We start from the raw sequence: 21,668 nt of genomic DNA on the forward strand, positions 1-21,668 counted from the left end.
ATCAGCAGGTTGAACTTCTGGTCGGTGCCGCCAAGCTCGACGTCGGCCTCCAGCGCCACGGAGTCGTAGCCCTGCACCAGCGGGTAGAGGAATTCGTGGATCGCGATCGATTGCTGGGCGGCGTAGCGCTTGGCGAAATCGTCGCGCTCCAGCATGCGGGCGACGGTGTGCTGCCCTGCCAGACGGATCATGTCGGCCGCCGCCATCTTGCCGAACCATTCGGAATTGAAGCGCACTTCGGTGCGCTCGCGATCCAATACCTTGAAGACCTGCTCCTCATAGGTCCGGGCGTTGGCCAGCACGTCCTCGCGGGAAAGCGGCTTGCGGGTGACGTTCTTGCCCGAGGGGTCGCCGATCATCCCGGTGAAATCGCCGATCAGGAAGATCACCTGGTGACCCAAGTCCTGGAACTGGCGCAGCTTGTTCAGCAACACGGTATGGCCCAGGTGCAGGTCCGGGGCGGTCGGATCGAAGCCCGCCTTCACGCGCAGCGGCCGGCCCAGCTTCAGGCGGGCCTCCAGGTCTTCGGGCTTGAGGATTTCATCGGCGCCGCGGCCGATCAGGGCAAGAGCTTCAGCGGAGGACACGGGAGAGCAGTTCCAATCAGAGGGCCCGTGAAGGGCAAGTCAGTGAGGTGAAGTTACCGTTAAAAGAAAGTAAACAGTGATACCAATCAAAAAAATTCAATTGACTCAATGGTTTGACGCGAAGTCTTCGCGTGTCTATGGTACGCCGATTGGGGCTTCGCCTTGGCCCCGGGGTGCAACCTTGATGCAAACTCATGGGGGCGGCAACAGCCGCAAGCAACAGTTCCGCGAACGCCTGGGGGTGCTTCGCGACACCGCGCTGCACCAGCAAGTGAAGCGGCACCTGCCGGAAGGCCGCTGGACGCGACGCCACTGGATCCACGCCAGCCTGTTCACGACGATCGGCGTGATGATGGCCACGATCGTGCCCGGCTTCTCCAGCGCGATCCAGGCTCCGGTATCCCAGCCGCGCAACACCCTTCTTCTCGAGCTGCCCGAACTCTCGGCCGCGCGCCAGGCCGGTACCGCCGGCGATAGCTGGCAGGTCGTGCGGGTGAAGCCGGGGCAAACGCTGGGCGCGATCTTCGAGGAGCTGGACATCCCGGCCGCCACCCTGCACCGCATCCTGGACAACGCCGATGCCAAGAAGGCGCTGACGCGCCTCAAGCCCGGCACCGAGATCGCCTTCGACCTGCCGGTTACCGGCGGCCTGCGCACCCTGCGCTACGACCGCGACGCCAACCATCGCGTTGAGTTGCTGGTCGGCACGGACAAGGTCACCGAGCGCGTCATCGCTCGTGAAACCACCACGCGCACCGTGGTGCTGAGCGGCGAAGTAGGGCGTTCGTTGAACCGGTCGGCGCGCAAGGCGGGCCTGACGTCGGCGAACATCAATTCGATGACCGACGAGATCTTCAAGTACGACATCGACTTCAACTCCGACCTCGGCCCGGATGATCGCTTCAGCGTCGTGGTCGAGCAGACCTGGCGCGAGGGCGAGCTGATCAGCACCGGTCCCGTGCAGGCGGCCACCTTCACCGTGGACGGCAAGCTGCATTCGGGTTTCCGCTTCACCCGCCCTGGTGGCAAGCCGGAGTACTTCACCGCCGCGGGCCGGCCGCTGAAGAAGAGCTTCATCCGCATGCCGATTCCGTACGCACGCATGAGCTCCAAGTTCGGCGCACGCCGCCACCCGGTGCTCGGCACGATGCGCATGCACAAAGGCGTGGACTACGCCGCGTCGACGGGCACGCCGATCATGGCCGCCGGCGATGGTCGCGTGCAGTTTGCCGGCTGGCAGGGCGGCTATGGCCGCACCGTCATCCTCGATCACGGCCGTGGCCACACCACGCTGTACGGACATATGTCGCGGCTCGGCAAGATCAAGCAGGGCCAGCGCATCCCGCAAGGCACGGTGATCGGCTACGTCGGCACGACCGGCCTGTCGACCGGCCCGCACCTGCATTACGAATTCCGCATCAACGGCGTGCACCGCAACCCGCTGTCGGTGACGATGCCGCCGCCAGAGCCGCTGTCTGGCCCGCAGTTGGCGGCGTTCCGTACATACACCTCGAATGCGCTGGCCCGCATCCGCACGGTCGAAGACATCATCTACGCCGACGTCGGCCCCGCGGAAGAAACCGCCAAGCCCGCCACGGCGGTGGCATCGGCCAAGCCCGTGGCCGGCAAGAAGAACGGCAAGGGCTGATCCCCGCGCACATGGCGGGAAGCCAGAAAAGGCGGGACACTGTCCCGCCTTTTTCTTTGCCCGTGAATCCCGCATGACGACGCCTGCTTCCGACGAGCTCTACCTGGGATTGATATCCGGCACCAGCGCCGATGGCATCGATGCCGCGCTCGTCAGGTTCGAGGCGTCCACGGCGGGCCTGCGGTGCGAACTCGTCCATGGCCGTACGTTCCCCTGGGATCCGGCTCTGCGGACGCCACTGGTCGCACTGGGCCAGGGCGCCGATACCGTGTCGCTGGATGCGCTGGGTTCGCTCGACGGCCGCACTGCGCGCGCCTTCGCCGACGCGGCGACGAAGCTGCTGGAAGAAGCCGGTGTGCCCCGCGGTCGCGTGCGCGCGCTCGGCTCGCATGGGCAGACGATCCGCCATCGCCCGCATGCCGATCCGCCGTTCACCTGGCAGCTCGGCGACGGCAACGTGATCGCCGAACGCAGCGGCATCGACACCGTCGCCGACTTCCGCCGCCGCGATGTGGCCGCGGGCGGCCATGGCGCGCCGCTGATGCCGGCGTTCCATGCGGCCCTGCTCGGCTCGCCGCACGAGGATCGCGCCGTGCTGAATCTGGGCGGCATCGGCAATTTCACCCTGCTGCCGATCGCGGGCGATGTGCGCGGCTTCGATACCGGCCCCGCGAACGCCTTGATGGACGCCTGGTGTGAGCGCCACACCGGCCAGCCGTACGATGCCGACGGCGCGCTGGCCGCCGCCGGCAGGGTGGACGCCGCGCTGCTGGCGCGCCTGCTGGCCGAACCGTGGTTCGCGCTGCCGCCGCCCAAGAGCACCGGGCGCGAGCAGTTCCACCTGGACTGGCTCGACGCACGCCTGGGAGACGCCGCGCTATCACCCGCGGACGTGCAGGCAACGCTGCTGGAGCTGACCGCACGCACTGTCGCCGACGCATTGCAGATGACGCAGCCGGATACTCGGCGCGTGCTGGTCTGCGGCGGCGGCGTGCATAACGCCGTACTGATGGTGCGGTTGGCGGCGCATTTACCGCAGGCCGTGGTGGAATCCACGGCGGCGCACGGTCTGGACCCGGATTACGTGGAAGCGATGGGCTTCGCCTGGCTTGCGCGCGAAACGCTTGCCCGCCGGCCCGGCAACCTTCCCGCCGTCACCGGCGCGGCGGGCCCGCGCGTGCTGGGCACGGTGTTCCCGGCCTAGAAGCCCTTGCCGGGCGGCACGTCTTTCAGTGCGCTGATGGCGTCGGCCAGCGCGTTGACCTCGCGATCGCTCAGGCCGCCACGGACTTCCGACTCGCAGACGAACAGACCCTGTTCGAGCAGGTTGAAGATGGTGTCGTGGACGGTCCAACCCCGCGCCTGCGAGACGCGCCGGATGCGCTCGGCCAGGATCGGATCCACGTCCTTCAGCACGATGTCGGTCATTTCCCCGTCCCCTGCATGCCCCATGGCCTGACTGTAGCGCAGACGATCAGTCCGCAGGCGAACGGAGGGGCGCTTCCGCGCCGCTCGCCGGCTCGTGGTCGCCGCCGAAGCGGATGCGTGGCACCAACCAGAAGAACAGCAGCGCAGCCGGCACCGATGCCAGCGCCGTGATCCAGAAGTAGGGCGCGTAACCGGTCTGCTCGACGATGCCGCCTGAGACCGCGCTCAGCAGCTTGCCTGGCAACATCACCAGCGATGAAAACAAAGCGTACTGCGTCGCGGTGAAACGCTGATTCACGAGCGCCGACAGGAACGCCACCAGGGTCGTGCCTTGGAAGCCCTGGGCCAGATTTTCGCCTGAGATCACCATCGTCAGCTTCCACACGTCACCATCCGCGCCGATCAGCCAGACATACAACAGATTGCTGATCGCACCCAACACCACACCGACGAACAGGGGCCATTTCACGCCCCAGCGCGCGATCGCGATGCCGGCAAGAAACACTCCCGCCAGTCCGATCCAGATGCCGTAGAACTTGGTAACTGCTGCGATTTCAGTCTTGGTGAAGCCTTCGCCGAGATAGAACGGCGCCATGATGCCGCCGCCCAACGACTGGTCGGACACTTTCGCGAGCAGGATGAAGGCGAGCAAGGCCGCGGCCAGCGGCGCACCGAAACGACGGAAGAAATCCAGGAACGGCTCCACCACGCCTTCCTGCAGGCCTTCGGCCCACGTGGTCATCTTGACCCGGACCACACTGGGCTCCGATGCCAGCAGCACCGCCACCACCGGGATCAGCATGAAGAGCGCCATCACCCGATAGACCTGCGGCCACGGCACGTGGTCGGCCAGCACCAGCGCCAGCATCCCGGTGATGATCAGCGCGATGCGATACCCCAGCGAATAGGTCGCCAGCAGCGCGCCCTGGGATTCCTGTGGCGCGATCTCGATGCGGTAGGCATCCACGGCGATGTCCAGCGTCGCGCCGGCGAACGCCGTCATCAACGTGACCCAGATGAAGGGCCCGAGCTGCCCCGGCGTCAGCTGGGCCATCAGCACCAGACCAACGATGACCACCGCCAGTGCGAACAATAGCCAGCCGCGCCGCTGCCCGAGCCGCCCCAACAACGGCAGGCGCCAGCGATCGACCAACGGCGCCCACAGGAACTTCAACGTGTAGCTCAAGCCCGCGCTGGCGATGAGGGTGATGCTTTTCAGCTCCAACCCGTTCTCGGTCAGCCAGTAGGCCAACGTGCCCGCCACCAGCAGAAACGGCATGCCCGAGGCGAAGCCGAAAAAGAACATCGTCCATGCCGACGGCTGCGCGAACGCGCGCCAGACGGAGGGTTTGCCGGGCCGTTCGGCGGCGGAGGTCGTCATCAGGTGTAGTCCACCGTGAAGGGTGCGTGGTCCGAGAAGCGCTGTTCACGATAGATCGAGCAGGCTTTCAGGCGATCGCGTAGCGAAGGCGTGACGAACTGGTAGTCGATCCGCCATCCCACGTTGTTGGCGCGCGCGGCGCCACGGTTGCTCCACCAGGTGTAGTCCTGGCCTTCCGGGTGCAGTGCACGGTAGGCATCGACCCAGCCGCCATCGTCCACGCACATCCCGTTCAACCAGTCACGCTCCGGCGGGAGGCAGCCGGAGTTCTTCTGGTTGCTGGTCCAGTTCTTGATGTCCAGCCGGCTGCGCACGATGTTCCAGTCGCCGCACAGCACGTAGTGGCGACCGCTGCGACGCCACTCGTCCAGCACCGGCGCCAGCCAGTCCATCACCTTGAACTTGAAGCCCTGGCGCTCGTCGCCCGACGAGCCGGACGGAATGTAGAACGACACCACGCTCAGCTGGCCGAAACGCGCCTCGATGTAGCGCCCTTCCTCGTCGAAGTCGGGCCAGCCCAGCGCGGTGCGGACCTCATCGGGCTCGCGTCGCGCGTAGATCGCCACGCCGCTGTAGCCCTTCTTGGTACTGGCGTCGCGGAACCAGGCCTTGTAGCCGGCCGGCAGGAATTCGGGACCGGCCAGCTGGTGTTCCTGCGCCTTGGTCTCCTGCACGCACAGCACGTCGGCGTCCTGCGCGGTGAACCAGTCGAAGAAGCCTTTGGTGGCCGCCGAGCGCAGGCCGTTGGCATTGAAGCTGATGATGCGCATGTGCACTACGTTCGTCGGAAACCGGGCAAGCGTACCCGAACCGGCCCCTCCACCGCGCGACGTGCACGCCGTGGCGGTTATCCTGTCCCCTATCCTGTTCAGCCCTTGCCCCCATGACCGACCACCGTTCCCGTTTCCTCCAGCTCGCACTGCACGCGCAGGCCCTGCGCTTCGGCCAGTTCACGCTGAAATCGGGCCGGCAGAGTCCTTACTTCTTCAATGCCGGGCGTTTCGACAGCGGCGCCCGGTTGGCCGGTCTGGCCGCGTGCTACGCGGATGCGGTCGAGGACGCCGGGCTGGAGTTCGACCTGCTGTTCGGGCCGGCCTACAAGGGCATCCCGCTGGCGACGGCCTTGGCGTGCGAATTCGCCCGCCGCGGTCGCGACCTGCCGGTGGCCTTCAATCGCAAGGAGGCCAAGGATCACGGCGAAGGCGGCCTGCTGATCGGCGCACCGCTGGAGGAACGCCGCGTGTTGATCGTCGACGATGTGATCACCGCGGGTACCGCCATCCGCGAGGCGCTGGGACTCATCCGCGCCGGTGGCGGCCGACCAGCGGGCATCGTGGTGGCGCTGGACCGCCAGGAAGTGCTCGGCGAGCCGGCCTCCGGCAGCGCCCGCCGCTCCGCCGCTCAATCCGTGGCGGAGGAAACCGGCGTGCCCGTCGTGGCCGTCGCCAGCCTGCATGACCTGCTTGCTTTTGCCGGTGAAAGCGCCGACCTTGTCCACCATCGCGACGACCTGCTGGCCTATCGGGCCCGCTACGGCAGCGCGTCCCAGGACTGATGCAGCAGGGGGCTGTCATGACCGTCCGTATCCCGTTGTTGTTGGCCGCCTGCCTGCTAGCGCCCTCGGCTCTGGCGCAAGACAAGGCGCCTGCGAAAAAGTTGTTCTGCTGGGAAGAGAAAGGCCAGCGGGTTTGCAGCGATGCCCTGCCGGCTGAAGCCGTCAACGCCGCGCGGGAAGAAATCAGCGCGACCAGCGGCTTGCGGACCGGTGGCGTGGGCCGCGCCATGACCGAAGAAGAGAGAGCGCAGGCCGCCATCGAATCCCAGCAGCGTCAGATGGATGCAGCGGCGGCAGAAACCCGCCGACGCACCGATGCGGCGATGCTGCTGTCTTATCGGGACGAGAACGATCTGCGGCGCGTGTTCAACGAACGCATCGCCATCGTCGACAACAACGTGCGGACGGCCCGCTACAACACGGTGAGTCTGCGCGATGGCTTAGTCAGCCTTCTGCAGACCGCCGGCAACCAGGAGCTGGGCGGTCGCCCCGTCGCGCCGGAGTTGGCCGCGAATATCCGGCAGCGACACGCCGAACTGGTGCGCACGCGCCGGCTGCAGCACAGCTTCGAGACCCAGCGCGCGGCGCTGGACGTCGAGATCACCGACATCATGCAGCGCTATCGCGCGGTGAAGGGCATCAGTCCGGACGCCATCGAGGAAGCAGCGGGACAGACGCCGGCCACCACGCGTAAGTAACCCCGCAAACGACAACGCCGGGACATGCCCGGCGTCGGTCGCGCCCCACGTCATGAGGCCTCAGAACGTCATCGTCAGTTCCGGTGCCAGTGCCTGCAGGCGCGTACGGAACTCGGTCTTGATGCGTTCCAGCGCGTCCTTGTTGTCTGCTTCGAAACGCAGCACCAGGATGGGCGTCGTGTTCGACGCGCGCACCAGGCCCCAACCGTCGTCCCAGTCGGCGCGCAGCCCGTCGATGGTCGACAGCCGAGCGCCTTCGAACTCCACGCCATCGACGAAGCGCGCAACGATCTCATGCGGCGTGCCCTCGACGACATCCACCTTGATCTCCGGCGTCGACACGCCGTCGGGCAGGGCGGCGAGCACCTCGGACGGCGTCTCGGACCGGTTAGCCAGGATCTCCAGCAGGCGAGCCGCCGAGTACAGCCCATCATCGAAGCCGTACCAGCGCTCCTGGAAGAAGAAATGCCCGCTCATCTCGCCAGCGAGCTCTGCACCGCTCTCACGCATCTTGGCCTTGATCAGCGAGTGCCCGGTCTTCCACATCATCGGCGTGCCGCCATGGCGCAGCACCCAGCCCTGCAGCTTCCCGGTGCACTTCACGTCGTAGATGATGAGCGCGCCGGGATTGCGTTCCAGCACGTCGGCCGCGAACAGCATCAGTAACCGATCCGGGAAGATCACCGCACCTTCCTTCGTCACCACGCCGAGGCGATCGCCATCGCCGTCGAACGCCAGGCCGATGTCGGCGTCGAACCGCTTCACTGTCTGGATCAGGTCTTCCAGGTTGTGCGGCTCGCTGGGATCCGGATGGTGGTTCGGGAACGTGCCGTCGACTTCGCAGTAGAGCGGAATCACCTCTGCACCGATGGCTTCCAGCAACTGCGGCGCGATGTCGCCCGCCACGCCGTTGCCGGCATCCACGACGACCTTGAGCGGTCGTTCCAACTGCACGTCATCAGCGATCCGCTGGATGTAGTCGGCCGAAATATCACGCTGCTGCAGATCGCCTGGCACATTGGCGATGTAGAGCCGGTTGTCGCGGATGCGCTCGTACAGGTCGGTGATGGCGTCGCCGGACAGCGTCTGCCCACCGACCACAATCTTGAACCCGTTGTAGTCCGGCGGATTGTGGCTGCCGGTCAGCGCCACGCAACTACCTGCACGCAGGTGGTACGCACCGTAGTAGACCACCGGTGTGGGCGCCAGACCGATGTCGACGACATTGCGGCCGGCCTTGCGCAGACCGCTGATGAGGCCGCCGATCAGGTCAGGGCCTGACAAGCGCCCATCGCGGCCGACCACGATGTCGGCCAGGTCCTCGTCGCGCATCACCGAGCCGATCGCCAGGCCGATCAGTTCGGCCACCTCGGTGCTCAGTGTCTTGCCCACGATTCCGCGGATGTCGTAGGCACGGAAGATGCCGGGATCGACGTCCACCGTCGCTCGGGCAGGTCGCGCACCTTCTTCACGCTCGCCTACCTCGCGGGTCGCTGCGGGCATCGGCGGGGGTTCACGCAGGAGGGCCTCGCCAAGGGTCGGCTCGTCGCCTTCGGTTCCTTCAGCTTTCTTCTTGCCCAGCGCAGGCAAGCGGATGCCACCGCGGGCCACCAGCAACGCCATGATCGCGAGGATGCCCAGCAGCCCTGCGACCACCATGGCGGGAATCGCGCCGAGGCCCAGCGGACCGGACTCGCTGTCGGGTACGGCCGTCGCCACCCGTAGCCCGGTCTTGCCGACCACGTGCGCCATGCGCTCAGCAGCGTCCTGCAGACTGCTGTTACCGCGCTCTCGCACGCTGAAGCCACCCTGGCGCAACGCCAGATAGCCGCCCTGCGGTGCTCGCACCCCATCGAAGCCGGCCGTCAGTCGTGCCAGTGGCAAACGCACGTACACCACGCCCTGCGGTACGGCAGCGGCCAATCCGAAGACCGTGGCCTTGCCATCCCTCAGCACACGCGCGGCGACCTGGTCGCCCTGCATCGCGGCTTCCAGCAACGCGAGCTTGCTGTACCCGAACGCAGATGCATCGCCATATGCGACATCCAAGTCGGCGCCCAGGATCTCGACGGTCTCGACCCCTGCCCACCCGTCCCGCAGCGCGGCTGTGGCCGCCGCCGTGTCGTTCGCGGCCAAGGCTTGCTTCACCGGCCCGGAATCCAGGCGTCGGGCCAACTCCTTGCTATGGGTGTCGTATTCGCCCTGCACTGCCTGCACCGCCGCGTCGCGTGCACGCTCCATGTCGGTCAGCAGCGTCGCTTCGCGCCATTGCCGTACGCCGCTCCAGCCCAGCAGGCCAGCCAGCAGGACCAGCAGCAGAGCCAGCATCGGCAGCGCACGTTGCAAGTCGCCCATGGGCACGCGCGCACGGCGCTCGTTCGTTGCGTTCATCGGCTTGTCCCCTGTCATCGCACGCCGGTGTGGCCGAAACCACCCGTCCCCCGTGCGCTGTCGGCGAAAGTATCCACCACTTGGAGCTCCACGCGCACCACGGGCAACACCATGACCTGCGCGATGCGGTCGCCTGGCTGGATGGTGAAGGCCTCATGGCCCCGGTTCCATACACTGATCAGCAGCGGCCCCTGGTAGTCGGCATCGATCAATCCCGTGCCGTTGCCGAGCACGATGCCGTGGCGGTGACCCAAGCCGGAGCGCGGCAGTACCACCGCGCAGAGATGGGGATCGCCCAGGTGCAGGGCGATACCGCTGGGTACCAGGGCGGCATCGCCCGGCTCCAACACCAGCGGCGCATCCAGCGCGGCGCGCAGATCCATGCCCGCGCTGGCCTCGGTGGCGTAGGCCGGTAGCGGCCATTCATCGCCGAAGCGGGGGTCCAACAGTTTCACTTCCACCGCGCGGGGTGCACTCATGCGTTCAGTCGCTCCACGATCAGGTCGATCAGTTCGTCCGCCAGGCGGGTCTTGGGTGCGGTCACGAAGCTGCGCTCGCCATCCCTCCAGTACGCCGTCATCGCGTTCTGGTCGCTTTCGAAACCGCCATCGGCGATACCGACCCGGTTGGCCACGATCATGTCCAGGCGCTTGGCTTCAAGCTTCTTGCGCGCGTATTCCGCTACGTTGTTGGTTTCGGCAGCGAAGCCGACCACCAGTTTCAGCGTCTGGGTCTGCGCGGCGACCTCGGCGAGGATATCGGGCGTGCGCACCAAGTCGAGCGCCAGCGATTCGCTGGATTTCTTGATCTTGTTGGCCGCCGGTTCGCGCGGCGTGTAGTCGGCCACCGCAGCGGCCCCGATATAGATGTCGGCAGGAAGCGCCGCGAACACCGCATCGTGCATCTGCGCCGCCGAACGGACATCGACCCGGGTCACGCCGGGCGGCGTGGACAGGTGCACAGGGCCGGCCACCAATGTGACGCGCGCACCACGGCGGGCGGCACTGGCCGCCACGGCGAAGCCCATCTTGCCGCTGCTGCGATTGCCCAGGTAGCGCACGGGGTCCAGGTCTTCGTAGGTAGGGCCGGCACTGACCACGATGCTCAGTCCCGCCAGGTCCTGGGGACCCGAGTGCGCTGAGGCGGGCGCACCCGCAAGCGCCGCGACGATCTCTTCCGGCTCGGCGAGCCGCCCGGGACCGGATTCGCCTTCCGCCAGCGGTCCGTCGTTCGGGCCCACCAACCGCACGCCACGCCCTTGCAGCGTCACCAGGTTGGCCTGGGTGGCCGGGTGCTGCCACATGCGGTGATTCATTGCCGGGGCGAGGGTAAGCGGGGCCGTGGTGGCGAGGCACAGGGTGGTGACCAGGTCATCGGCCATGCCGTGTGCCAAGCGCGCCATGAGATCCGCCGTGGCGGGGGCGATGATCACGCGGTCGGCCCAGCGCGCCAGTTCGATGTGGCCCATCGCCTGCTCGGCGGCGCTATCCCACAGGGTGGTCCGGGTCACGTGGCCCGAGAGCGCCTGGAAGCTCAGCGGCGTGACGAACTGCTGCGCGCCGGCGGTCATCGCCACCTGCACCTCCGCCCCCGCCTCGCGCAACCGGCGCACCAGCTCCAGCGCCTTGTAGGCGGCGATCCCGCCCCCCACGCACAACAGCACGCGTTGTCCCGCCAGACCCGATGTCTTGTCCGCTCCGCTCACGTCGGCCCATTCCTACGTCGATTCAGGCGATTAGCTTAACCGAACGCCCCGTGATGCCCGATGCATGCCGGCGCCCCTGCACGGGAAGCTGGGGACATGCAGATCCGCGATTGGCCACCCGACGAACGCCCCCGCGAAAAGTTGCTGAGCCGGGGTGCCGCATCCCTGAGCGATGCCGAACTACTCGCGCTCTTCCTGGGGTCCGGATTGCGCGGACGCGACGCGGTGGCGACCGCTCGCGAACTGCTCGCTGCCCATGGCCCGCTTCGTACCTTGCTGGAACGGCCGCCGGCGGACCTCCTCACGCTGCCTGCCGTGGGGCCAGCGCGGGCGTGCGCGCTGGCGGCGGCGCTCGAACTGGCGAACCGCCTGCTGCTGGCCCAACTCGAACGCGGCGAGGCCATCAGCGATCCGGCGGCCGCGGGGCGCTACTTCGCTCAGCGGCTTCGCGGGCGACGGCACGAGGTCTTCGCGGCTCTTTTCCTCGATACCCGCCACCGCGTCCTGGCGTTCGAGGAGTTGTTCCATGGCTCCGTGGACAGTGCGGAAGTGCACCCGCGCGAAGTCGCGCGCCGCGCGCTGGCGTTCAATGCCTCGGCCTTGATCATCGGGCACAACCACCCGTCCGGTTGCGCCGAGCCCTCCGCCGCCGATCGGGCGGTGACCCAGCGGCTGAAGCAGGCCCTGGCCCTCGTGGACGTGCGCCTGCTGGACCATTTCATCGTCGGCGACGGTCCGCCTCAGTCGATGGCGGCGCGCGGCTGGGTCTGAGACAGCCGCTGCCTGAACCGCACCGGCACCACGCAAGCGCCGGGAAAATCTAGAATAGGCGGTTCCCACGCAACACGACGGCCTTTCCGTGAAAGCTTCCCTTCGCGCCTTGATCGCCCAGGGCATCGACGCCCTGCGCTCCGCCGGCACTCTGCCGGCCGACACTGCCACGCCCGATTTCGTGGTCGAGCGACCCAAGACCCGCGAGCACGGCGACTTCGCCACCAACGCCGCCATGCTGCTGGCCAAGGCCGCGCGCAGCAATCCGCGCGCGATCGCCACCGCCCTGGTGGCGGCCCTGCCCGCCAGCGACGACGTCGCCAACGTCGAGATCGCGGGCCCCGGCTTCATCAATTTCCACCTGACCCCGGGCGCCTACCAGCGCGAAGTGGCCACCGCGCTCGCCCAAGGCGAGGCCTATGGCCGCAACGCCAGCGGCGCCGGTCGCACCGTTGGCGTGGAATACGTCTCGGCCAACCCGACGGGGCCGCTGCACGTGGGCCATGGGCGTGCCGGCGCCATCGGCGACTGCATCGCCCGCGTGCTGGCGGCCAACGGATGGAACGCCAAACGCGAGTTCTACTACAACGACGCCGGTGTGCAGATCGACAACCTGGCCAAGTCCACCCAGGCGCGTGCGCTGGGCAAGTCGCCGGACAGCGAAGGCTGGCCGGAAGACGGCTACCGCGGCGACTACATCGCCGACGTCGCACAGGCATATCTCAACGGTGATTCGGTCGAGGTCGAGGGTCACGTGGTCACCGGCGAAAAGGATCCGCAGGACCTGGACGCCATCCGGCGTTTCGCGGTGGCCTACCTGCGCCGCGAGCAGAACCTGGACCTGGCCGCATTCGGCGTGTCCTTCGACCGCTATTTCCTGGAAAGCTCGCTGTACGCCGACCAGAAAGTCGAAGAAACCGTGCGCAAGCTGGTCGCCTCCGGCCACACGTACGAAGAAGGCGGCGCGCTGTGGCTGAGGTCCACCGACTTCGGCGACGACAAGGACCGGGTGATGCGCAAGTCCGACGGCAGCTACACCTATTTCGTGCCGGACGTGGCCTACCACCTCAGCAAGTGGCAGCGCGGCTATGAGCGCGCGATCACCGAATTGGGTGCCGATCACCACGGCTCGCTGGCCCGCGTGAAGGCCGGCTTGCAGGCGCTGGGCGATGGCATTCCGAAGGGGTACCCGGAGTACGTGCTGCATCAGATGGTGACGGTGATGCGCGGTGGCGAGGAAGTGAAGCTTTCCAAGCGCGCCGGCAGCTATTTCACCTTGCGCGACCTGATCGAGGAAACCAGCGCCGATGCGACGCGCTGGTTCCTGATCGCGCGCAAGCCCGATTCGCAACTGACCTTCGATATCGACCTGGCCCGTCAGCAGAGCAACGACAATCCGGTGTTCTACGTGCAGTACGCGCACGCCCGCGTGTGCAGCCTGCTGCGCCAGGCAGGCGAGAAGGGCTATGCGTACGACCAGGCGAACGGCCTGGCGAACCTCGCGCAAGTGGACGACGAGACCTCGCTGCTGCTGATGGTGGAACTGTCGCGCTATCCGGAAGTGGTGGAAGTGGCTGGCGAGTCGCTGGAGCCGCACGCCGTAGCGCAATACCTGCGCGAGTTGGCCTATGCTTTCCACACGTGGTACGCCGGCACGCCGGTGCTGGTGGACGATGCCGCCGCACGCGATGCGCGGTTGGCGCTGGCTTTGGCGGTGCGCCAGGCGCTGGCCAACGGACTGGACCTGTTGGGCGTCAGCGCGCCCGAAAAGATGTAAGCGGAGAAGCAGTACATGGCAGCAAGACGCGGCAAGAACCAGGCCACGCGAAATTCCGGTCACGCCACGCCCGCCTGGGTGTGGCTGGTCCTCGGCCTGCTGATCGGCCTGGCGGTGTATTTCATCGTGCCCGGCCTGGGCAAGAAGGACGGCGATGGCTTCTTCCGTCCGCAGCCCAATCCGGATGCGCAGCCCGCGCCGATCGACAGCGCCGACGTGGAAGCCGTCGTGCCCGACGCGCCGGTGGGCGATGCCGGCACGCCATCGACCGCGACGGGTGATACCGGCAAGGAAACGCAGTACGACTTCTATACGCTGCTGCCTGGCAAGGAAGTGCAGATGTCGGACGCCGAACTCGCCGCCAGCGCGCGCGAGGAAGAAGCCCGCAAGGCGCGTGCCGCACTGAACGGCCAGTCGACCACGGCCGTGCCGGCGCCGGCCGGCAACGACACTGCACAGCCTGCACCGATCGACGAGGCCCCCGCGCCTCGCGCGCCGACCGACACGCCGCGCGTCGCCGATACCGCGCCAGCACCCAAGCCCACGACCACGGTGGCGAGCGCGGACACCGGCGCCCGCTACATCCTTCAGGCCGGCGCGTTCGGTGCGTCCGGCGATGCCGAGGCCACCAAGGCCAAGATCGCCATGCTAGGCCTCAGCGCGCGCGTGGAATCGGCGCAGATCAACGGCAAGACGGTGTACCGCGTGCGCATGGGCCCGTACGGCACGGCGAGCGAACTGGCCGAAGCCAAGCAGAAGCTCGCCAGCAGTGGCCTGCCCGCGATGGCGGTGAAGGCGCAGTGAGTGTCCTTCGCCCCTGGCAGCGCATGGCGCTGGCCACGGTAACGGTGCTGGTGGCGCTGCTGCTCGCGTCCTGGATCGCGACACGATTCCTGCCGCCCGCCTGGCAACAGGTCGTGGCCACGCCGCTCGGCTACCTCGCCCCGATCAGCTATCTGGTCACCGCCGCCTGCATGGCGCTGGGCGGCGCCATGGCCGGCCGGCGCTTCCTGGTGGTCGCGCTGGGCATGACCTTCGCACTGTGGATCGCCACGTTCGTGCTGTTGGCGAACATCGCGCTGCCGACCGCCGACAGCACGCATCCCCTCTTCGCCGTATTCCGCATGAATATCGCCAGCGCCGTGTTGTCGCTTGCCGCAGCCGCGCTCGGCACCGACCTCGGTGCGCGCTGGCAGGCATACCGCGCGCTGCGCGCGGTCGCCTGACCGCCCTCTCTCCCCTCGCCGCAGGATCGACCATGACCCGCACTGCCCTCATCACCGGCGCTACCTCGGGCTTCGGCGCCGCGGCTGTTCGCCGCTTCGTTGCCGCCGGCTGGCGCGTGGTCGCGACGGGCCGTCGGGCCGACCGACTGCAGGCATTGATAGACGAACTCGGTGCCGACAAGGTGCATGTCGCCGCGTTCGACGTACGCGACGAAGCCGCGCTCGACGCGGCCCTCGATGCGCTGCCGGAGGCCTTCCGCGGCATCGACTTGCTGGTCAACAACGCGGGGCTGGCCCTAGGTACGGCGCCTGCGCAGCAGGCTTCGCTGGACGACTGGCGCACGATGATCGAGACGAATGTGTTGGCGCTGGTCACCGTCACCCGCCGACTGCTGCCGCAGTTGGTCGAACGCAAGGGCGCCATCATCAACATCGGCTCGATCGCCGGCAGCTATCCCTATCCGGGTGGCAACACCTACGGAGGCACCAAGGCTTTCGTTCGTCAGTTCTCGCTCGGTCTGCGCAGCGACCTGCACGGCACCGGCGTGCGGGTGACCGACATCGAGCCCGGCATGGCCGAAACCGAGTTCACCCTGGTGCGCACGCACGGCGACCAGGCTGCGTCCGACAAGCTCTACGCCGGCGCGCAGCCGATGACGGCCGCCGACATCGCCGAACAGATCTTCTACGTCGCCACGTTGCCCGCGCACCTCAACATCAACCGGCTGGAGATCATGCCGGTGACGCAGTCGTTCGCGGGCTTCCAGGTGGCCCGCGACTGACGCGGACTCAGCCCAGCGGTTCGTCCGACAGATAGGTGTAACCGGTCAGGCCGGCTTCCAGCGCATCGGCCAGCGCCACAGCTTCATCCGCGGACAGCTTCGCTTCTTCCACGCGCGTGCGGTATGCGGCGCGCAGATCTTCCAGCTTGTAGCCCACGTAATCGAGCATCACGTCGGTGGTGTCGCCACGACGCTGCTGGGTAAGCAGGTAGCCGGTGCCGGCATCGGCGCTGACCTCCACCGCATCGGTGTCGCCGAACAGGTTGTGGATGTCGCCGAGGATTTCCTGGTAAGCGCCCACCAGGAAGATGCCCAGGCGGTAGCTTTCGCCAGGTTTCATCGCATGCAGCGGCAGCGACGAATCCAGCCCTTCGTTCTCGACGTAGGTCTTGACCATGCCATCCGAATCGCACGTCATGTCGGCGATGATGCCGCGGCGCGACGGCGCTTCGTCGAGGCGTTCGATCGGCACGATCGGGAACACCTGGTCGATGGCCCACACGTCGGGAATCGATTCGAACACGCTGAAGTTGACGAAGTACTTGTCGACCAGGCGCTCGTTGAGCTCGTCCAGCAGATCGCGATGGCTGCGCTCGTCGCTGCTCAGGCGGCCACGCACGGCGTGCGCAATGGCGTAGAACAGGTCGTCGATGCGCGCGCGGTGGACCAGGTCGATCTGGCCCAGCGCGTACAGCGACAGTCCTTCGCTGTGGTGGTGTTGCGCTTCGTGGAAGAGCTCCACGGCCGGCCGCGTGTCCAACTCGCCATGGATCTCGCGCAGGTGGCGGATCACCGCCGGCTCGTCGTCATGCGCGGGCGGCACGCGGCCCTCCGGCGCCTGCTCGACCTCGGACACGTTGACCACCAACACCGCATGGTGCGCGGTCATCGCACGGCCGCACTCGGTGACGATGCGCGGCGGCACCAGGCCATGCTGCTCGCAGGCTTCGGCCAGCGGCTGCACGATGTTGCTGGCGTATTGGCCGATGCCGTAGTTGATCGAGCAGTAGCTGCGCGAACGCGTCCCTTCGTAATCGATGCCCAGGCCGCCGCCGACGTCGACATGGCTGATGGTCGCGCCTAGCTTCGACAGCTCGACGAAGTAGCGGGTCGCCTCGCGCATGCCGTTGGCGATGTCGCGCACGTTGCTGATTTGCGAACCCATGTGGAAATGCAGCAAGCCCAGCGTGTCCTGAAGACCGGCCTCGCGCAGCTGCTTCCACAGGTCGAGCACCTGCCGCGGCGACAGACCGAACTTGGCCTTGTCGCCACCGCTGTTCTGCCACTTGCCCGCGCCCAGCGTCGCCAGACGCATGCGCACGCCCAGGCCGGGCTTCACGCCCAGCTTGCGGGACTCCTCGATGACCAGCGCCAGTTCCGACGGCTTCTCGATGACGATGAAGGTCTGCAGGCCCAGCTTGCGGCCGATCAGCGCTAGACGGATGTACTCGCGATCCTTGTAACCGTTGCAGACGATCAACCCGCCCGGTCGCGACAGCGCCAGTACCGCCATCAGTTCCGGCTTGCTGCCGGCCTCCAGGCCGAAGCCATCGCCCGCGTGCGAGGCGAGCGTGCCCGCGACGCCGCGATGCTGGTTGACCTTGATCGGATACACCGCGGTGTAGCCGCCCTTGTAATCCCAGTCGGCCTGCGCCTGCGCGAACGCGGCCTGCAGCTTGCCGAGACGGTCGCCGAGGATGTCCGGGAAGCGGACGAGCAGCGGCAGCTGGGCACCCTGCGTCCTGGCGGCTTCCACCACCTCCGGCAGCGGGATCTGCGGGCCCTGTGCACCCTTCGGCGAGACGACGATGCGGCCGGCGGCGTCCACGTCGAAATACCCTTCCGCCCAGTGCGGGATGGAGTAGGTCGTACGGGCGCGGTCGGTGGACCAGGACATGGCGGTTTCCAGGGGTGGGGCGAACGGACGCGCATTCTACAGGCTGCGGTCACATGGGTCCGTTACAATGCGGCGCCGCAGCGGCAGGCCCTGCCGCCGTTGACTTTCCCTTCATGCAGGACCGCCCCATGACCGCCAACGACACCTGGTTCATCGAACACTTCGAGCACACCGGCTCGGCCATCGGCTTCCGCACCACCGCCAAGCTGGACGAAGTGCAGTCGCCGTTCCAGAAGATCGAGATCTACGACAGCACCGACTGGGGCAAGTTGATGGTCATCGACGGCGCGATGATGCTGACGACGAAGGACAATTTCTTCTACCACGAGATGATCGCCCATCCGGTGCTGTTCACCCACACCGCGCCCAAGCGCGTGGTGATCATCGGCGGCGGCGACTGCGGCACGCTGCGCGAAGTGCTGAAGCACCCGGGCGTGGAGAAGGCCACGCAGTGCGACATCGACGAACAGGTCACGCGCATGGCGGAGAAATACTTCCCGGAGCTGTGCGAATCGAACAGCGATCCGCGTGCCGAGCTACTGTTCGACGATGGCGTGGCCTACATGGCCAACTGCGAACCCGGCAGCGTCGACGTGGTCATCGTCGACTCGACCGACCCCGTCGGCCCGGCGGAAGGCCTGTTCAACAAGGCGTTCTTCGAGAGCTGCTTCCGCGCGCTGAAGCCGGACGGCTTGCTGGTGCAGCAGTCCGAATCGCCGCTGGCCCTGCTGGACCTGATCAAGGACATGCGTGCGGAGATGGGCAAGGCCGGCTTCCAGTCGTTCAAGACGCTGCCATTCCCGCAACCGTGCTACCCGACCGGCTGGTGGAGCGTCACCGTGGCCAGCAAGCAGGCCGGCGCGGACTTCGCGTTCCGCCAGGCAGACGCGGCAGCCAAACCGTTCGACACGCTCTACTACACCGCGCACCTTCACACTGGCGTGCTGGTGGCGCCGCCGTTCGTGGCGAAGGCGCTGGGCGAGTAAGCCGCTCACCGCGACTCACGAAAAGGCCCCGCATTGCGGGGCCTTTTTTTGTGTCGTGTTTGCACGATGGAGCCGCTTACAGCGTGAAATCCTTCCACGCCGGGATGCCTTTATTCTGCGCCTGCGCGCGCAGAATCGCCGCCATGATCAGGCCGAACGAGACACCCGCCAGCAACGCGATCGCGGCAACCATCGGCACCGGCATGCCGGCGCGACCCCACATCAGCAGCCACATCGCCAGACCCCAGAACACGCCGAAGAAACTACCCATCAACAACGCGACGGAGAAAAACCCCGCCATGAGCGGCGGTGGCAGCTGCCAGCCCAACCTCCAGAACAGGCGATAGATCGGCGGCGCCGCCGTGCTGCGACGGACACCCTTCGCCTCGATCAAGGCCAGCGCATGTTGCAGTCGCGCATCGAATGGGGAATCGGTCATGGGCTTACAGCGCGTCGGCGTCGAGTTCGCCGGTGCGGATCCGGACCACGCGCTCCAGGTCGTAGACAAACACCTTGCCATCGCCGATCTTGCCGGTACCCGCGGCCTTCACGATGGCTTCGACGACCTGCTCGGCCTGCTCATCGGTCACCGCGACTTCCAGCTTCACCTTGGGCAGGAAATCCACCACGTACTCGGCGCCGCGGTAGAGCTCGGTGTGGCCCTTCTGCCGGCCGAAACCCTTCACCTCGGTGACCGTGATGCCGGCGATCCCGGCTTCGGCCAGTGCTTCGCGCACGTCATCCAGCTTGAACGGCTTGATGATGGCCATGACCATTTTCATGCAGCTTCCTCCCGTCGATGCTGCCTGCAGGATAACGCGACACGACTGCGTGCGGTTGCGACGCGCTGCGGTCTCGCGGTTCAATGGGCGCCTCGCCGCTCGGACATTTCCGACAACGCTGCGCAGCGAACGCCGATGGCCTGCCGTCGACGGCCCTCGCAAGCTCGGTGCACTGCCGGAGAACGCCATGATCGACCTCAACCACATCGACGACCTCGCCCGCCGCCTCAGCCAGTTGGTACCGCCCGGCCTGCGCGATTCGCAGGAAGAACTGCAGCAGACCTTCAAGTCCGCGCTGCAGGCGGGCCTGGCCAAGCTGGACCTGGTGACCCGCGAGGAGTTCGACGTGCAGCAAGCCGTCCTGCTGCGCACCCGCGAGAAGCTGGAAACGCTCGAGCGCACCGTCGCCACGCTGGAAGCCCAGCTGGCCGACAAGCCCGCCCAGCCCTGATCCCGCCGCCATGAGTCTGGCCCTGGTGCACAGCCGGGCACGGGCGGGCGTGTCCGCGCCCCCGGTGCGTGTCGAAGTCCACCTGTCCGGCGGATTGCCGTCCACGCAGATCGTCGGCCTGCCCGAAGCCGCCGTGCGCGAGGCGCGGGACCGCGTGCGTGCCGCCATCCTGTGCGCGCAGTTCGAATTCCCGACGCGGCGCATCACTGTCAACCTCGCCCCGGCGGATCTCCCGAAGGACGGCGGGCGTTTCGACCTCCCGATCGCGCTCGGCATCCTCGCCGCCAGCGGGCAGATCCGGCGGGAGGCCTTGGCGGACTACGAATTCCTCGGCGAGCTCAGCCTGACCGGCGAACTGCGTGCGGTGGACGGCGTGCTGCCCGCCGCGTTGGCGGTCGCCGCGTGTGGGCGCACCCTGGTCGTACCGGAACCCAGCGGTGCCGAAGCGGCGCTGGCACAGCAGGGCCGAGCACTGACCGCACGCACCCTGCTCGAGGTCTGCGCGCAGCTCGAAGGCCGGAAAACCCTGCCCGACGCCGTGGCACCGCCAGCGCTTCCCGCGACCACCCCCGACATGGCGGACGTGCGTGGCCAAGCGCACGCGCGACGCGCGCTCGAAGTCGCCGCGGCGGGCGGCCACCACCTGCTGCTGATCGGCTCCCCGGGCTGCGGCAAGACCCTGCTGGCCTCGCGCCTGCCCGGCCTGCTACCCGAAGCCAGCGACACCGAAGCGATGGAAGCCGCCGCCATCGCGTCGGTCAGCGGCCGTGGCCTGGACCCGGCACGCTGGCGCCAGCGCCCCTATCGTTCGCCCCATCACACCGCCAGTGCGGTGGCACTGGTCGGCGGCGGTGCGCAACCTCGTCCTGGCGAGATCTCGCTGGCGCACCACGGCGTCCTCTTTCTCGACGAACTCCCGGAATGGAATCGCGCCGCACTCGAGGTGCTGCGCGAGCCACTGGAATCGGGCTCCGTCACCGTCTCGCGTGCCGCGCGGACCGCGGAGTTTCCCGCGCGGTTCCAGTTGGTCGCTGCGATGAATCCGTGCCCGTGCGGATGGGCAGGCGATCCCAGCGGTCGCTGCCGCTGCGGGCCGGACTTGGTGCGTCGCTATCGAAGCCGCGTGTCGGGTCCGTTGCTGGATCGCATCGACCTGCATGTCCACGTGCCGCGCCTTCCACCCCAGGATCTGCGACCCGATGCGCCCGATGGCGAGAGCACGGCGGCCGTGCAGGCGCGCGTGGTCGACGCTCGCACGCGGCAACTGGGCCGTTGCGGGAAACCGAATGCACGAATGGGCCAGGCGGAGACGATGGCGCACTGCCGCCTGCAGGCCCGTGACCAGGCCTTGCTGGAGCGCGCCGTCGAACGCCTGCAACTATCCGCGCGCAGTCTGCACCGCATCCTGCGGGTGGCGCGCACGATCGCCGACCTCGCCGACAGCGAGGCCATCGGCACGGCACACCTGACCGAAGCCCTGGGCTACCGGGGATTGGATCGCGGCAGCGCAACATGACCTCCGGCCACGGCGGAGGAAGGAGGGGTGTGATCTACTCGGGTCACACATTGCGCCTGCGGACGTCCTGTCCGCTGTCCCTTCCTC

The 21,668-nt window shown here is 67.4% G+C and carries 22 protein-coding genes (1 of these 22 running past the window's edge); 12 read left to right on the forward strand and 10 right to left on the reverse strand.

Annotated features, from left to right (window positions below; all coding sequences use genetic code 11):
* Positions 1-587, reverse strand: the 5' portion of a protein-coding gene (gene tyrS, locus BM365_RS09150; RefSeq protein ID WP_093488481.1) for a tyrosine--tRNA ligase. 622 nt of this gene lie to the left of the window's left edge; 587 of the gene's 1,209 nt are visible here — the first part of the coding sequence; its start codon is at positions 585-587; its stop codon lies off the left edge, out of view.
* 184 nt (positions 588-771) lie between these two features.
* On the opposite strand from tyrS, the gene BM365_RS09155 reads away from it, so the two are divergent.
* Positions 772-2,235 (forward strand): peptidoglycan DD-metalloendopeptidase family protein, encoded by a 1,464-nt coding sequence (locus BM365_RS09155; RefSeq protein ID WP_093488483.1) that lies wholly within the window; start codon positions 772-774, stop codon positions 2,233-2,235.
* 73 nt (positions 2,236-2,308) lie between these two features.
* Positions 2,309-3,439 carry an anhydro-N-acetylmuramic acid kinase gene (locus tag BM365_RS09160; protein ID WP_093488485.1) on the forward strand — a complete coding sequence of 377 codons (1,131 nt, stop codon included), beginning with the start codon at positions 2,309-2,311 and terminating at the stop codon, positions 3,437-3,439.
* Here the strand turns inward: BM365_RS09160 and BM365_RS09165 are convergent.
* The 3 genes from BM365_RS09165 to BM365_RS09175 are packed head-to-tail and all read right to left on the reverse strand — an operon-like array spanning position 3,436 to position 5,814.
* Positions 3,436-3,663, reverse strand: a complete 228-nt coding sequence (locus BM365_RS09165; protein WP_093488487.1) for a hypothetical protein — start codon at positions 3,661-3,663, stop codon at positions 3,436-3,438. The genes BM365_RS09160 and BM365_RS09165 overlap by 4 nt on opposite strands.
* 46 nt (positions 3,664-3,709) lie before the next feature.
* Positions 3,710-5,044 carry an AmpG family muropeptide MFS transporter gene (locus BM365_RS09170; protein WP_233210906.1) on the reverse strand — a complete coding sequence of 445 codons (1,335 nt, stop codon included), beginning with the start codon at positions 5,042-5,044 and terminating at the stop codon, positions 3,710-3,712.
* Positions 5,044-5,814 carry an exodeoxyribonuclease III gene (locus BM365_RS09175; RefSeq protein ID WP_093488489.1) on the reverse strand — a complete coding sequence of 257 codons (771 nt, stop codon included), beginning with the start codon at positions 5,812-5,814 and terminating at the stop codon, positions 5,044-5,046. The genes BM365_RS09170 and BM365_RS09175 overlap by 1 nt, the downstream gene beginning before the upstream one ends.
* 113 nt (positions 5,815-5,927) lie before the next feature.
* Between BM365_RS09175 and pyrE the strand changes: the two genes are divergently transcribed.
* Both pyrE and BM365_RS09185 read left to right on the forward strand, forming a co-directional pair.
* The gene (gene pyrE, locus BM365_RS09180) at positions 5,928-6,599 is read left to right on the forward strand and encodes an orotate phosphoribosyltransferase (protein ID WP_093488491.1); all 672 of its coding nucleotides are present in this window, start codon (positions 5,928-5,930) and stop codon (positions 6,597-6,599) included.
* A gap of 17 nt (positions 6,600-6,616) precedes the next feature.
* Positions 6,617-7,297, forward strand: coding sequence for a hypothetical protein (locus tag BM365_RS09185; RefSeq protein ID WP_093488493.1), 681 nt, complete (start codon positions 6,617-6,619; stop codon positions 7,295-7,297).
* Between the two features lie 60 nt (positions 7,298-7,357).
* On the opposite strand, the gene BM365_RS09190 is transcribed toward BM365_RS09185, so the two are convergent.
* Genes BM365_RS09190 through coaBC form a run of 3 tightly spaced genes read right to left on the reverse strand, consistent with a single transcriptional unit; the run spans position 7,358 to position 11,393 of the window.
* A complete protein-coding gene (locus tag BM365_RS09190; RefSeq protein ID WP_093488495.1) occupies positions 7,358-9,688 on the reverse strand; it encodes a phosphomannomutase/phosphoglucomutase in 2,331 nt (776 codons plus the stop codon).
* A 14-nt stretch (positions 9,689-9,702) separates the two neighbouring features.
* Positions 9,703-10,167, reverse strand: a complete 465-nt coding sequence (dut, locus tag BM365_RS09195; RefSeq protein ID WP_093488497.1) for a dUTP diphosphatase — start codon at positions 10,165-10,167, stop codon at positions 9,703-9,705.
* Positions 10,164-11,393: a bifunctional phosphopantothenoylcysteine decarboxylase/phosphopantothenate--cysteine ligase CoaBC gene (coaBC, locus tag BM365_RS09200; RefSeq protein ID WP_093488499.1), complete on the reverse strand. Its 1,230-nt coding sequence runs from the start codon at positions 11,391-11,393 to the stop codon at positions 10,164-10,166. The genes dut and coaBC overlap by 4 nt, the downstream gene beginning before the upstream one ends.
* 96 nt (positions 11,394-11,489) lie before the next feature.
* On the opposite strand from coaBC, the gene radC reads away from it, so the two are divergent.
* The 5 genes from radC (at position 11,490) to BM365_RS09225 (ending at position 15,949) form a co-directional block, all read left to right on the forward strand.
* On the forward strand, positions 11,490-12,164 hold the full coding sequence (gene radC / locus BM365_RS09205) for a RadC family protein (protein ID WP_093488501.1): 675 nt from the start codon (positions 11,490-11,492) through the stop codon (positions 12,162-12,164).
* Between the two features lie 88 nt (positions 12,165-12,252).
* A complete protein-coding gene (gene argS / locus BM365_RS09210; protein WP_093488503.1) occupies positions 12,253-13,941 on the forward strand; it encodes an arginine--tRNA ligase in 1,689 nt (562 codons plus the stop codon).
* 15 nt (positions 13,942-13,956) lie between these two features.
* Complete coding sequence (locus tag BM365_RS09215) at positions 13,957-14,745, forward strand: SPOR domain-containing protein (RefSeq protein ID WP_093488505.1); 789 nt, start codon at positions 13,957-13,959, stop codon at positions 14,743-14,745.
* Complete coding sequence (locus BM365_RS09220; protein ID WP_139227386.1) at positions 14,742-15,167, forward strand: hypothetical protein; 426 nt, start codon at positions 14,742-14,744, stop codon at positions 15,165-15,167. The genes BM365_RS09215 and BM365_RS09220 overlap by 4 nt, the downstream gene beginning before the upstream one ends.
* A gap of 32 nt (positions 15,168-15,199) precedes the next feature.
* Positions 15,200-15,949 carry an SDR family NAD(P)-dependent oxidoreductase gene (locus BM365_RS09225; protein ID WP_093488509.1) on the forward strand — a complete coding sequence of 250 codons (750 nt, stop codon included), beginning with the start codon at positions 15,200-15,202 and terminating at the stop codon, positions 15,947-15,949.
* Between the two features lie 7 nt (positions 15,950-15,956).
* On the opposite strand, the gene speA is transcribed toward BM365_RS09225, so the two are convergent.
* Positions 15,957-17,846: an arginine decarboxylase gene (speA, locus tag BM365_RS09230; RefSeq protein WP_093488511.1), complete on the reverse strand. Its 1,890-nt coding sequence runs from the start codon at positions 17,844-17,846 to the stop codon at positions 15,957-15,959.
* Positions 17,847-17,974: 128 nt separating this feature from the next.
* Between speA and speE the strand changes: the two genes are divergently transcribed.
* Positions 17,975-18,832 (forward strand): polyamine aminopropyltransferase, encoded by an 858-nt coding sequence (gene speE / locus BM365_RS09235; protein ID WP_093488513.1) that lies wholly within the window; start codon positions 17,975-17,977, stop codon positions 18,830-18,832.
* Between the two features lie 76 nt (positions 18,833-18,908).
* On the opposite strand, the gene BM365_RS09240 is transcribed toward speE, so the two are convergent.
* Positions 18,909-19,271 carry a DUF6404 family protein gene (locus BM365_RS09240; RefSeq protein ID WP_093488515.1) on the reverse strand — a complete coding sequence of 121 codons (363 nt, stop codon included), beginning with the start codon at positions 19,269-19,271 and terminating at the stop codon, positions 18,909-18,911.
* A gap of 4 nt (positions 19,272-19,275) precedes the next feature.
* Positions 19,276-19,614 (reverse strand): P-II family nitrogen regulator, encoded by a 339-nt coding sequence (locus tag BM365_RS09245; protein ID WP_093488517.1) that lies wholly within the window; start codon positions 19,612-19,614, stop codon positions 19,276-19,278.
* Between the two features lie 187 nt (positions 19,615-19,801).
* Here BM365_RS09245 and BM365_RS09250 point away from each other — a divergent pair, with 187 nt between their 5' ends.
* Together BM365_RS09250 and BM365_RS09255 are read left to right on the forward strand one after the other, a co-directional pair.
* Positions 19,802-20,065 carry a ubiquinone biosynthesis accessory factor UbiK gene (locus tag BM365_RS09250; protein WP_056879110.1) on the forward strand — a complete coding sequence of 88 codons (264 nt, stop codon included), beginning with the start codon at positions 19,802-19,804 and terminating at the stop codon, positions 20,063-20,065.
* 10 nt (positions 20,066-20,075) lie between these two features.
* Positions 20,076-21,581 carry a YifB family Mg chelatase-like AAA ATPase gene (locus BM365_RS09255; RefSeq protein ID WP_093488520.1) on the forward strand — a complete coding sequence of 502 codons (1,506 nt, stop codon included), beginning with the start codon at positions 20,076-20,078 and terminating at the stop codon, positions 21,579-21,581.
* The last annotated feature ends 87 nt before the right edge of the window (positions 21,582-21,668 follow it).

The organism is Pseudoxanthomonas sp. YR558 (assembly GCF_900116385.1).
Taxonomy (GTDB): Bacteria; Pseudomonadota; Gammaproteobacteria; order Xanthomonadales; family Xanthomonadaceae; genus Pseudoxanthomonas_A.

Bases quoted from the DNA above. Each gene is read 5' to 3' on its own strand.
- BM365_RS09155 (WP_093488483.1), top strand. From the start codon at position 772: ATGCAAACTCATGGGGGCGGCAACAGCCGCAAGCAACAGTTCCGCGAA.
- BM365_RS09160 (WP_093488485.1), top strand. From the start codon at position 2,309: ATGACGACGCCTGCTTCCGACGAGCTCTACCTGGGATTGATATCCGGC.
- BM365_RS09165 (WP_093488487.1), bottom strand. From the start codon at position 3,663: ATGACCGACATCGTGCTGAAGGACGTGGATCCGATCCTGGCCGAGCGC.
- BM365_RS09170 (WP_233210906.1), bottom strand. From the start codon at position 5,044: ATGACGACCTCCGCCGCCGAACGGCCCGGCAAACCCTCCGTCTGGCGC.
- BM365_RS09175 (WP_093488489.1), bottom strand. From the start codon at position 5,814: ATGCGCATCATCAGCTTCAATGCCAACGGCCTGCGCTCGGCGGCCACC.
- pyrE (WP_093488491.1), top strand. From the start codon at position 5,928: ATGACCGACCACCGTTCCCGTTTCCTCCAGCTCGCACTGCACGCGCAG.
- BM365_RS09185 (WP_093488493.1), top strand. From the start codon at position 6,617: ATGACCGTCCGTATCCCGTTGTTGTTGGCCGCCTGCCTGCTAGCGCCC.
- BM365_RS09190 (WP_093488495.1), bottom strand. From the start codon at position 9,688: ATGAACGCAACGAACGAGCGCCGTGCGCGCGTGCCCATGGGCGACTTG.
- dut (WP_093488497.1), bottom strand. From the start codon at position 10,167: ATGAGTGCACCCCGCGCGGTGGAAGTGAAACTGTTGGACCCCCGCTTC.
- radC (WP_093488501.1), top strand. From the start codon at position 11,490: ATGCAGATCCGCGATTGGCCACCCGACGAACGCCCCCGCGAAAAGTTG.
- BM365_RS09215 (WP_093488505.1), top strand. From the start codon at position 13,957: ATGGCAGCAAGACGCGGCAAGAACCAGGCCACGCGAAATTCCGGTCAC.
- BM365_RS09225 (WP_093488509.1), top strand. From the start codon at position 15,200: ATGACCCGCACTGCCCTCATCACCGGCGCTACCTCGGGCTTCGGCGCC.
- speA (WP_093488511.1), bottom strand. From the start codon at position 17,846: ATGTCCTGGTCCACCGACCGCGCCCGTACGACCTACTCCATCCCGCAC.
- speE (WP_093488513.1), top strand. From the start codon at position 17,975: ATGACCGCCAACGACACCTGGTTCATCGAACACTTCGAGCACACCGGC.
- BM365_RS09240 (WP_093488515.1), bottom strand. From the start codon at position 19,271: ATGACCGATTCCCCATTCGATGCGCGACTGCAACATGCGCTGGCCTTG.
- BM365_RS09245 (WP_093488517.1), bottom strand. From the start codon at position 19,614: ATGAAAATGGTCATGGCCATCATCAAGCCGTTCAAGCTGGATGACGTG.
- BM365_RS09250 (WP_056879110.1), top strand. From the start codon at position 19,802: ATGATCGACCTCAACCACATCGACGACCTCGCCCGCCGCCTCAGCCAG.
- BM365_RS09255 (WP_093488520.1), top strand. From the start codon at position 20,076: ATGAGTCTGGCCCTGGTGCACAGCCGGGCACGGGCGGGCGTGTCCGCG.